This window comes from uncultured Chloroflexus sp., from assembly GCF_937951745.1.
Classification (GTDB): Bacteria; Chloroflexota; Chloroflexia; order Chloroflexales; family Chloroflexaceae; genus Chloroflexus.
On sequence record NZ_CALFBQ010000023.1, the window covers coordinates 1 to 11,196 of the forward strand.

General features: G+C 59.4%; 5 protein-coding genes and 1 pseudogene. 2 read left to right on the top strand and 4 right to left on the bottom strand.

Annotated features, from left to right (window positions below):
* Nucleotides 1-305 precede the first annotated feature (305 nt).
* Complete coding sequence (locus Q1A59_RS06780) at nt 306-2,690, bottom strand: hypothetical protein (RefSeq protein ID WP_298401789.1); 2,385 nt, start codon at nt 2,688-2,690, stop codon at nt 306-308.
* A gap of 105 nt (nt 2,691-2,795) precedes the next feature.
* Between Q1A59_RS06780 and Q1A59_RS06785 the strand changes: the two genes are divergently transcribed.
* Nucleotides 2,796-5,933 carry a glycosyltransferase family 39 protein gene (locus tag Q1A59_RS06785; RefSeq protein ID WP_299644516.1) on the top strand — a complete coding sequence of 1,046 codons (3,138 nt, stop codon included), beginning with the start codon at nt 2,796-2,798 and terminating at the stop codon, nt 5,931-5,933.
* 2 nt (nt 5,934-5,935) lie between these two features.
* On the opposite strand, the gene Q1A59_RS06790 is transcribed toward Q1A59_RS06785, so the two are convergent.
* The 3 genes from Q1A59_RS06790 to mgtE all read right to left on the bottom strand — a co-directional run bounded on the left by Q1A59_RS06790 (nt 5,936) and on the right by mgtE (nt 10,456).
* On the bottom strand, nt 5,936-7,249 hold the full coding sequence (locus tag Q1A59_RS06790; RefSeq protein ID WP_298401795.1) for a nitrate/sulfonate/bicarbonate ABC transporter ATP-binding protein: 1,314 nt from the start codon (nt 7,247-7,249) through the stop codon (nt 5,936-5,938).
* 22 nt (nt 7,250-7,271) lie between these two features.
* Nucleotides 7,272-8,990, bottom strand: coding sequence for an ABC transporter permease subunit (locus Q1A59_RS06795; RefSeq protein WP_298401798.1), 1,719 nt, complete (start codon nt 8,988-8,990; stop codon nt 7,272-7,274).
* 116 nt (nt 8,991-9,106) lie between these two features.
* Nucleotides 9,107-10,456, bottom strand: coding sequence for a magnesium transporter (gene mgtE, locus Q1A59_RS06800; protein ID WP_299644520.1), 1,350 nt, complete (start codon nt 10,454-10,456; stop codon nt 9,107-9,109).
* A gap of 346 nt (nt 10,457-10,802) precedes the next feature.
* Between mgtE and Q1A59_RS18155 the strand changes: the two are divergent.
* Nucleotides 10,803-11,001, top strand: a pseudogene (locus tag Q1A59_RS18155) (transposase); the annotation flags it as partial.
* Between the last annotated feature and the right edge of the window lie 195 nt (nt 11,002-11,196).

The following is an 11,196-nucleotide window of genomic DNA, read 5'->3' on the forward strand; positions in this document are numbered from 1 at the left end:
TCCCCTCGTGGGAGCGGGGACCCTTCCCCCCCTCCCCTTGTGGGAGAGGGGGCAGGGGGGTGAGGGGAACCCTCCCCTCGTGGGAGCGGGGACCCTTCCCCCCCTCCCCTTGTGGGAGAGGGGGCAGGGGGGTGAGGGGAACCCTCCCCTCGTGGGAGCGGGGACCCTTCCCCCCCCTCCCCTTGTGGGAGAGGGGGCAGGGGGGTGAGGGGAACCCTCCCCTCGTGGGAGCGGGGGCAGGGGGGTGAGGGGGGATGAGAGAACCCTTCCCCCTCTTGTGAGAGCATTCACCTTTCGCCCCTTCCTCAATTCCCCTGTACTGGCGAAATGCTGATCCGATACACCCACAACCACAGCGCACTACCGAGCGACAACGCCAGCGTCGCCAGCACGAAAACTCGGCCCGCCCACCGTTCCCACAGCCGGTCAGCCATAATCGCCCATGCAAGACAGATTACCGGAATGAGGTAGAACAGTTGCTTATCGACCATCGAAATCCGGTAGCCGGCTAATAAAAACAGCAGCGCTACCGTCCCCCACGCCGAAATCACCAGCCAGAGCAGGGGTTTCGTCCGCATCGCCCAGTACCCCGGAATGAAGAAGATCAACGGGATGGCCAAGCCGTAGTAGAGATAATGGTTCGGCCAAATGTGATAGCCAAGGTGTGGTACAAACGACCATAGATATTCGTGGAAGGGCGGTCGCGAGACACCAACCGTCTCTGGCCCGCGAGTGAAGACGGTCATCATATAGGGAATAGTCCGTTCCACAATCGGTTGGAAATACTGGCCATAGTAGATAGCGATCGCCAAGCCGATTGCCGCCCCCGCCGCTACCCATAGCGGTTTGAGGCCCCGCAGCAGCTCGCGCCACTCCGGCCCGCGCCGAGCATTCACCCAGATCAGGACGGTCAAGATAACCAAAAACACGCCGGTAAAGACACCGGTAACGGTGTAGACAAGGAAGGCTAACACGAACAGCGGCACAACCCAGAGCTGGATCTGCCACTCACCCAGCCGATCCCACGCCAGCAAGATGGTCGTCTGCACTAGCAGATTGAGCCACAAGCCGGCAGCGGTCGGCACATTGCCCCAGATATGCAGCAAATAGGTCACCGGCAGGACGGCGTATGTCACTGCTGCCAACAGCGCCACCCGCTGGCTGAAACCCGCCTTAAGCGCAATCGCCGCGATCAGCACCACCCGCGACATATCCATGAGCAGGCTCACAAAGTTAGCCGTCAGCTCCATTGGCCATGGAAAGATGGCATAACTCGTCGCTAAAATATGGAACCACGGTGAATAGGGAATCACCGGCGGATTACGCCCCCACTCCGCTACCGGCATCGTCGTCTCGTTGAGCGGGCTATTGACGCTGTAGTAGAGCGGCAGCGCACCATCGTAGATAATGCGCCGCGCCTTATCCATGTGCCAAAAAACGTCGATCCCAACGTAGTAGGGGTAGAGCATGCCAATCGCCTTGAGCCAGAACCCAACCAGAAAGACGATCAGGAGCGCCGCCGTGAACTCAGACGGCACGCGAGCGCCGGTCTGGCCCAGCAGCCAGCGGGTGAGCGGGCGCATCGCAACCGTCACCAGCAGGCTGAGCAAGGTCACCGCCGCCAACCGGTCGATCATCTGCCCGCTGGGGAAACGGTAGACGACGATCGCCCAACCAGCCGCTATGATCGCCAGCGTCAAACCCACCGCCGCCCAGCCAGTAGCATCGAGATACCAGCGCCGCTTGATATCAACCGTGAGCAACGCCAGACAAGCAAACATCCCCAGTACGATAAACAGCCCAAGCCCCAGTGCCACTGGTGGCGCAAACGTTGCCAGCATGGGACTGGCTGCCGGCCCAACCGAGACATCGGCCACTAGCATACCCAAAGGGCGCGGATCGCGGAACGGATCGGCTTGCAGGGTCAGATTCAGATCGCCTCCATTCATCACCGCTGCTGGAATGAGAAGCTGGATGCGCCGCAACCGCGCTTGTTCCGGCAACCGCGCTAGCTCAACGCCGTTGGCGCTGAGCCGCGCATTGACCGGCGAACCGTCGGGATGGGCGACCACCGCATCAAGTCGCACAATCCAGTTGCCCTGCCCCAAACGTGGGAAGACAATCTGGCTCTCATCAGTGCTCCAACGGTAAGTACGGGCCGGTGCCAACTCAACCGCTAGTGGCACGCCCGACGGCGGTGCTTCGCCACCGACCAACGGCGATACCAGCTCGAAAGTGAGCGTCGGCGCAGCAGCGATCTGAGCCGGGATTTTAACCAACATCTCTGTCCCGCTGCGGCGCGGCATCTCTAAACGCACGCCATTCACCGCCGCCGCCGACTCGCGTTGCAGAATGATCGGATCAGCTTCCGGACGGGCAATGATCCGCGCCAACCAAACCCCGTTGCGCCCGCCGGGAACCGTTGCAGTAGCAGCGCCTGCCGGCCACTCGAAGCGCTCATACGCACCAGCGGCATCGATCTCGCGCGCGTTGAAGTTCACTAGAAAAGCGCCATCGCGGTTTTCGCCAATATCAACGGTCACTACTGGCCGGACTGCGTACCCGGCAACTAAGGTCACAACTGTGATCATCGCCAACCAGAGCGCCGGGATCGTCACACCGGGCAACCGGCGCGCTTGGCTGCCAGCGGCTACTCGCAGATTTATTCGCTTGATGAGAGAAGAAGCCATCGTTATGTATATCCACTTGGCTGAATGACGTTTTCGCCGTCGCCGCATTGTACCATGCAAAGGCTATGCTATAATCACGCGCGGCATCGATCGCCGGAAACGAGCATGGCACAGATTATTGTCGGTATTCTACTTTTACCAATTATTATCTATGCGCCGGGATGGGCACTGGCGCGAGCGATCCCGCAACTTGACGCCAACGATGGCCTTGAACGCCATTTCGAGCACTGCTTGATCGGCGCGCTCTGGAGTGGCTGGCTAGCATTGGTGTTGGCCGGTTTCGGCATCTTTTCACTCTGGCTCCACCTAGGCATCACGCTGGCGGTGAGCGCCGGCTTGATCTGGCTGGGGCGACGGCATTCCACGCTGCGCCCTGCCGTTCCGCGCCCTGCCGTGCGCGGCTACTGGGTATGGTTCGTAACACTGTTGGGGCTAGCGCTATTGGTTGCCCGACCCTTTGAAGTTATTCTGGGGGTACGCGACGCCGGCGTCTACGCAGTTACAGGGTTTGCCATAGCTCGCACCGGCAGCATCGTTCAACACGATGCTGTCGTCGCCGAGCTAGGCCAAGCGGCACAGAGCAGCGATCCGGCTATCCGCGAGCCAGCGGAACAGGCGATTAGCAATGTTATGATCGCTCAAGCCCGCGATCGCTATATCGCCACTCGCCTGCGCGCCGCCGGTTTTTTGATTAACGAAGGCGAGCTGGCCCAAGGTCGGATTGTGCCGCAGGGTTTTCACCTCTTTCCGGCGTGGATCGGGTTGCTTACCGCTGCCGGCGGTCCACTGTTCGGTCTCTTTGCTACCGGTTTGCTCGGCTTGCTCGGCGTGTGGAGCGTAGGCATGATCGGGCGCCGCCTCGCCGGGCCATGGGTCGGTTGGCTGGGAATGGTTCTGCTCGGTCTTAATGCGGTGCAGGTCTGGTTTTCCCGCTATTCGACCGCCGAAACCACGGCCCAGTTTCTGACGTGGGGCGGGCTGTATTTGTTTGCAAAGTTCAACGACCGCAATGTGCCATTCCGTGCGCGAGTGGCGTATGCGCTGCTGGCTGGGATTGCGTTTGGACAGGTGGCGTTGGCCCGGATCGATTTCTTTCTGCTTGCCCCGGCAATGCTCTACCTCGGCTATTGCTGGCTGAGCCGCCGTTGGCAACGCACGCAAACTGCGTTGGCGCTGGGTATGCTGGCGATGCTGATCCATGCCGCTCTGCACATTACCTTCATTGCTCGCGCCTATTTCTTCGATACCGGCTTTGCTCGCTTTCAAGATTTCGCCCTGACCTCATTGATCGCGCTGCCTTTCCTCACCCCCGCCGTGCGTGAGTCGTACTTTACCTCGCGGTTTAGCTCGCTCGCCGATCCGTGGCGGATCTGGATCGAGCTGGCGCTGGTGGCGACTGCGATCACCGGCTTGATTCTGCTCCGCCGCAGTGGCTGGGTATTGCAGCTCGAACACTGGTTGGTTTCCCGCCGGCAACGCTGGCAGAACGTAATCGCGCTCGGTTTGTTGCTCTTGGCCGGTTGGGCCTATTTCGTGCGCCCGCAGATTATTGATGCCGATCTGCTCTTTAATACTCGCGGCGGCTGGAATGACCCACTTACCCGCGATCCGGCGCTGGTCGCCGGCGATGTGCGTAGCGGTGTGATGACGCCTACCGAGGCGCGCTTGCAAGCCGGTGTGGTCTTGACTGGCCGGCCTTGGGAAGCTGAGCCTGATCTCGCCGCGACCGCCGCCCTGCGCGCCGAGCTGGCCGCCACACGCGGCCCATGGCAGGGGCCGTTCTCAAACCAGACCCTCAACTGGCTGCGTATTCAAGGTTATGTCGGTGCACCGATCCGCTTACCGCTTGTGCTCTACTATCAGGAATATCGCGGCATGAGTTGGTGGCAGCGGATGCTGGCCGACCCTAGCACTTTCACCAGCGATCCGGCCCCCGTCCAACCAAAAGAGCTGATTCCACTGGCCGGCTTGGTGCGGGTGGGATGGTATCTGTCGCCGCTCGGCGTGGTGTTGGCGGTGATCGGGTTCGCCCTCTGGTGGCGGCGCGGCCTGACCGCAGCGAGTTGGTTGATGCTTGCGGTTGGCTTTCTCGGCAGTTTCTTTTATCTCCGCCAGACCTACGGTACTTCCGAGCAAACCTACATTTATATTCTGCGCCGGTTTGTGCCGATCGCTTACCCGATCTTTGCCTTAAGCGCGGCGTATGCGCTCGCCGCTTTAGCCGGCGCGTGGCAATTCCGCCCGCTGGCCGCGCGCTGGCGGCAAGGGTTGGCGGCTGGTCTCGCCGGGCTGCTGCTGCTCTTCCTCGGTTGGACGGGACGCTACTACTTTGCCCATACTGAGTACGCCGGCGCGTTGGCACAAGTCGAAACGATTGCCAAACGCTTCACTCCCGAACGCGATATTGTGCTGTTGCGCGGCGGTGCGCCGATCTACAGCGATTCACGCGATATTCCTGACTTAGTGTCAACGCCGTTGCGCTTTGCCCACCACATTGATGCATTTACGGTCAAGAGTGTTTCCACTGCGCCTTACGCTGCGCTGCTCGCCGAACAGGTGAAGTACTGGCAAGCCGCCGGACGCACCGTTTATCTGATGTTGAGCGCGAGCGGTGCCAATCTCGCTTTACCCGGCTTCCGGCTGACCTTCATTGATGAGGTGACGCTCGATCTAGCCGAGTTCGAGCAACTGACCGACCAGAAGCCGCAGAATGTTGCACGCCTGATTCTACCGTTCACCATCTACCGGCTCGATCCGGTCGCGTCGCCGACGGTTGATGCCGCAGCGCCGCCGCTCACGCCAACCTCGTTCGCTGCGCAGGTTAGTGGTTTCTACCGGCCCGAACAGAGTAAGGATGGTTGGCAGTACAGTTGGAGTAACGGCGAGGCGGTTATCCGCTTACCTTGGCCGGCAGGCGCGACCAAACAGACGGTGACCATCGAAGTGGCCGGCGGCTTGCGCCCCGCCCACCTCGGCGAGGCGACGCTCTGCGTTGGCGCGCAGGCTGAAGACACGTTGTGGCCAACTACCAGCGCGCCTATCGTCGCATTAGGATGCCATCAGGTTGGCCAAGACCCATCCATCGTCCGCATTACCATCGATCCGGCCCAAGTGCCGCCTGTCGCCAGCGGCGCGCTGTTGCTCAGAATCACCGGCCCAGCGTGGATCCCGGCTAACGAAGACCCCCGCCTGACCGACCGGCGCGTGTTGCACGTGCAGATTGGACGGCTGGGGGTGGAGTAAGCTTACTTTTCTGTGACTGCCGGCGTTTCAAGGAAGAATCTTCCTTCGGCGTCATCATATGCAAATAGCTCAGCGTAGCGCCCCCATTCCAGCGCAATGTCGAGTTGCCGTTCGGCCACCTCGGACGGAAATTCCGGTTCAAGTGCAGTGAGCAAGACCTCCCAACGCAACGATTGATTGTCAGCGGCGGCGATCATGCGCAGCATCCAGCGGAAGAAGGGTAACCGCCGCAACCGTGAAGCAAAAATCTCTTTGCGGGTTTGGATGCTGGCTTCGGCAAACGCTTCCCCCAACGGCGTCAGGATCAGATTGCCGCTCTCAACCCGTGCAAAACCGAGCAGCTCGGCAGCCTCGATCAGCGGTAGCATCTGGTCGAGGTCTAAGCCTAGTTCATCTTGCAGTTTCGCCAGCGGATCGCGCTCGTCGTCGGTTGCATTGGCCTGTTCGAGCAGACCGGCCAGCGCTGTTACCGATGCCGCTGGCAGCAAGCGCGTTTGCCCGTTTTGGCCCGGCTCGGTGCCGTACTCAATCGCTTCGGATTGGGTTTGCCCGGCCAGCACCGCGTATACCCGCGCCACCAAGGCGGCAAACGCATCGGATTTGCGATCACGCGGGTGGGGCAAGTTCACCGGCACTTCGGCCACAATCCGGCCCGGATTTTTGTCCATCACCACAATTCGGTCAGCCATAAAGACCGCCTCTTCGATGTTGTGGCTGACCATCAACACCGCCCGAATCTTCAAGCTGCCGCCCGTCCACAATTCCAGCACTTCGCCGCGCAGCGTCTCGGCGCTCAGCACATCGAGCGCGCTAAACGGCTCGTCAAGACAGAGCAGCTCTGGGTCAACCGCCAACGCGCGCGCGATGCCAACCTTTTGCCGCATCCCACCGGACAGCTCGCGCGGGTAGGCTTGCTCGAAACCGTCAAGGCCGACTAGATCGATCAATTCCACCGCCCGCCGGTGCGCTTCCGCTTCAGAGGCCCCCCGCGCTTTTAACGCCACCGCGACATTTTCCTCCACCGTCAGCCATGGAAAGAGGGCAAAGGTCTGGAAGACGATTGTCGCATACGGATTCACTCCCTCTAGCGCCTTGCCCCGATAGCGCACCAACCCCTCGCTGGGCCGGTTGAGACCGGTGATGATCCGCAAGAGCGTGCTCTTGCCGCAACCCGACGGGCCGAGCAGGGCCATAAATTCGCCTTCGGCAATCGTCAGGTTAATATCCTGAATAGCGGTAAACTGGCGCTCGCCCCGCCCGTAGCGTTGCGATACCCCCATCAATTCCACCAGCGGTTTTGGCTGTGCCTGCAGCATACGGTTGCTCCCTAACTATCAATTACTCCATGCGATACTTTGTCTCGGCTAGCCGGTACAGCCGCCGCCAAACCAGCCGGTTGATCGCGACCACCACGATGATCATCGCCAAAGTCGCGGCAAACAGGCCGGCAAAATCACCATTCGCCGTCGCTGCCGCAATCTGCGCCCCAATCCCGATCGTCTGGTAGGTCTGCTGGTTAAAGACCACGTACTCGGCCACAATGCTGGCATTCCACGCCCCGCCGCTGGCTGTGATTAGACCGGTGATGAGATAGGGAAACAGACCGGGCAAAATCAGCGTGCGCCACCGTTCCCAACCGTGGAGTTGCAGCAGATCACTCGTAAAGCGTAAATCTTGTGGAATTGCCGCCGCACCGGCAATGACATTGAAAAGAACGTACCATTGTGTACCCAGCATCATCAAGACGACCGCAGCAAGATTCAGCCCGCCGGGCAGCGCAAGAAAGACTAACACCAACACTGGAAAGAGAGCCGTCGCCGGCACCGACGCGGCGATTTGCACGATTGGCTGCAAGATTGCCGCCGCCCGCGGGCGCGTGCCGATGAACACTCCTACCGGTACCGTCCAGAGCAGGGCAATGGCCATCGCTGTCGCTACTCGCACCATCGTTGCGCCCACGCTCAGCCCAATTTCGCCCCATTGCGCTAGCGGCACACTCAGCAGTAAGTTGCTTCCAACCCAGCCACCCCAGCCAACTAAGACCACACTAACCGCTACTAGCACCCATTCCCACCACGAACGCCGGATCGAGACGCTGAGGTAGGGATCGGGCGCTGGCCGCCGGCTCAGCCGGCGCATAATCAACCGATCGATGGCTCCCGCCAAGCTGCTTACCCAGCTAGCTACCACCGACTGCCGGATCAAATCGTAGAACCATGACTGTGACTCTTCGTCATCCCGTTCGATCATTTCCAACCGGAACTGGCTGGCCCACGCCAGCAGCGGTCGCCAAACAAACTGGTCAAGGATGACAATTACTGCCACCAGCGTCAAGATGCCCCACCCAATCGCAGCCAGATCACCGGCGTTAGCGGCGGTTTGCAAAAACGCGCCCAACCCCGGCAGGCGGAAATCGCGATCACCCAGCGTAAAGATCTCGGCAGCCATGAGGAAAAACCAACCGCCGGCCCAACTCATCATACTATTCCAGACGAGTGCCAGTGCGCCGAAGGGAAATTCGAGCGTGGTAAACCGTTGCCAGCGCGAGAAGCGAAAGATACTGCTCGCTTCCCGTAGCTCACGCGGGATGGTGGTGAGTGACTGGTACCACGCAAAGGTCATATTCCAGACTTGGCTGGTGAAGATGAGCACCACGGCAGTTAATTCTACTGCTAGCGTTTCCGGTAGCACCGTACTTAGGCTGAGCAAGACTACCGGCAGAAATGACAGGATTGGTACGCTCTGCAAGACATCGAGTAGCGGGATCAGCACCCGCTCGGCCCGCCCATTGTAGGCCGCGATGTAGCCGTAGATCATCGTAAACAAAAACGACAGCGCATAGGCCAAGGCCATCCGTCCTACCGAACGCAAAGAGTAAAACGGCAACGCGCTTAGCGAGAGGTCGATCTCCGGCCCCTGCACCGTCTCTGGCGCGCTTTCGGCTGCGCCAATCACCAACGCCAACAACCCGACCAGCACTAGCAGCAACCAAACATCGGCTCGCGTTAAGATCGATTGGGCCGGCGGCGCGGGCGTAAAGGTTCGTGGTTTGAACATGGTCAGATACCGCTCACTTCAGATCAAGAAAACTTCGCAATGCATGGTTTTCACGTGCCCTGCTCAAGCGACCTCGCTACCTCTAAACTTTAGCGTTTGGGTATCTCTGCCGCTTGTCATAGACCCAACAGCCATGTCGCAATAGAAAAATAGATCAGTACACCACCAATATCTGCCAACGAAGTGACTAGTGGGCCGCTAGCCGCAGCCGGATCAAACCCTAACCGCCTCAATATGAAAGGCAGCGACAGACCGACCAAGCTTCCCATCAGAACTACTACCAACATCGTCAACGAGACAATTCCGGCTACTTCCCAGCCGACCCGGATTACGCCCAATAACCCAACCGCAATTGCCATTGCACCGCCTAACAGTACTGCCACCAGCAACTCTTTCGTCAGCAAACGCCACCAGTCACCCGCCTCAATGTCGCCGGTTGCAAATGCGCGCACGGTCAACGTTGCTGACTGTGAACCGGCATTGCCGGCACTGTCTATCAACAACGGTAAAAAGAAGACAAGTGCAATCACAGCAGCAATAGTCTCTTCGTATGCTGCGATCACTGCCCCTGAAAAGACGTTCACGAAGACCAATCCCACCAGCCACGGTACTCGTTTCTGAACCAACTCAATGACCGGTATCTCAAGATAATTGCCGCGGAGCGGCTCGACTGCCGCACTGCGGTGGAAGTCTTCAGTTACTTCTTCCTCGGCAACATCGATCAAGTCATCGAAGGTGACAATCCCTACCAACACCCCATCAGAATCGACCACTGGTAACGCTGGTAAGCTGTAGCGTCGCAACGCTTCCACTGCCCGCTCGCGGTCATCGAATGCTGACAATGCAACGTAGCTCTCGTCCATGAGGCTCCGCACGGTCTGGGTTGGCTCGGCAAGAATAAAGCGATGCAATTCAATCGCATCGAGCAGTCGCCATTGCTCATCGGTGACGTAAATGATGTCAATCGTTTCGCTATCGCGGCCGCGTAACCGAATATGCTCAAGTGCGCGCGCAATCGTCCAATTCGGCCGCACGGCGACATAATCCGGTGTCATTAAGCGACCGACGCTCTCTTCGGGATAGCCGAGCAATTGTCGCGCCTCACGCAGATCTTCGGGGCTGAGCAGGTTGAGTAGCTTTTGTGTGACCTGCCCGGGTAGCTCTTCAAACAATTGGGTACGGTCGTCGGGGCTGAGGTTGGCAAGCAGCAAGCGCGTCTCATCCAAACTCAGACTGGTCAGTAGTTCGTATTGATCATCATGTTCGAGGTAGGAAAAGACTTCGCCTGCCAATGAACGTGGCAGCACGCGGAAGACGAGCATTCGCTCAGCGGCGGAGAGTTCGAGCAGCAGATCGGCGATCTCAGGCGCTGGCCAGCGTGAGAGTTGCTCGCGCAGATCGAGCCAGCGCTGTTCAGCAATGAGTGCCTGTACCTCATCGAAGCGAGGAGTTGGGAATGTGGTCATTGTCACCCCCTGCGCATCTTGACAGCGGCAAAGGGGCGACAACCGCAACGCAAACACAGAAAACCCCGGCGGGTAAGACCTCACCGGGGTGCGTTGCAATGATTAGGCTGCAAGCCTATTCATGCCGGCGCAACATACCGATGAGGCCGGTGTATGCGTTGATTGTTATCACCACACATTGCCGCTGACGAGAATAACTACTATCCATAGCGGTTCCGTTCCTCATCGTATCCCACCGGTGCCTAATAGGCTTCACTACTATACGCCTGAATCGGGGATTTGTCAATCGTGATCAAAGGCTAGAGCCTGTTATGCATTTCGGAGATCAACGTGGGATGCGTTCAGCATGACACACCAACCCTATCCACGCGATGTGAGCCTTCATCGCTCTCTACCTGACCTTCATGCCTAAAGACGCCCCACAGCGCGACCACTCGCTGCGTGAGGTTGTGAATGGATGGCGTTGGAGCGTCCGCACGGGCGTAGCGACGTTGCAATACAACGTCGCTCCAACGCGCATGCTGCCCACCGATCTGCCGCCGTGGCTCACCGTCTCTACTGGGAGACGGTGCAATGCACCGTCTCTACTGAAGGCCGAGGTCGTTACGACGCTTCGACAGGCCCAGCGTACCGCGCTCGTCCATGAATGGCGCGCGTTCGCCGGTTGGCACGCGATGAGGAGCGGTTGCCAAAACCCTTGGCCGGAGTGCATGTGCTGGCCAGTGCGATCCTCATACGGA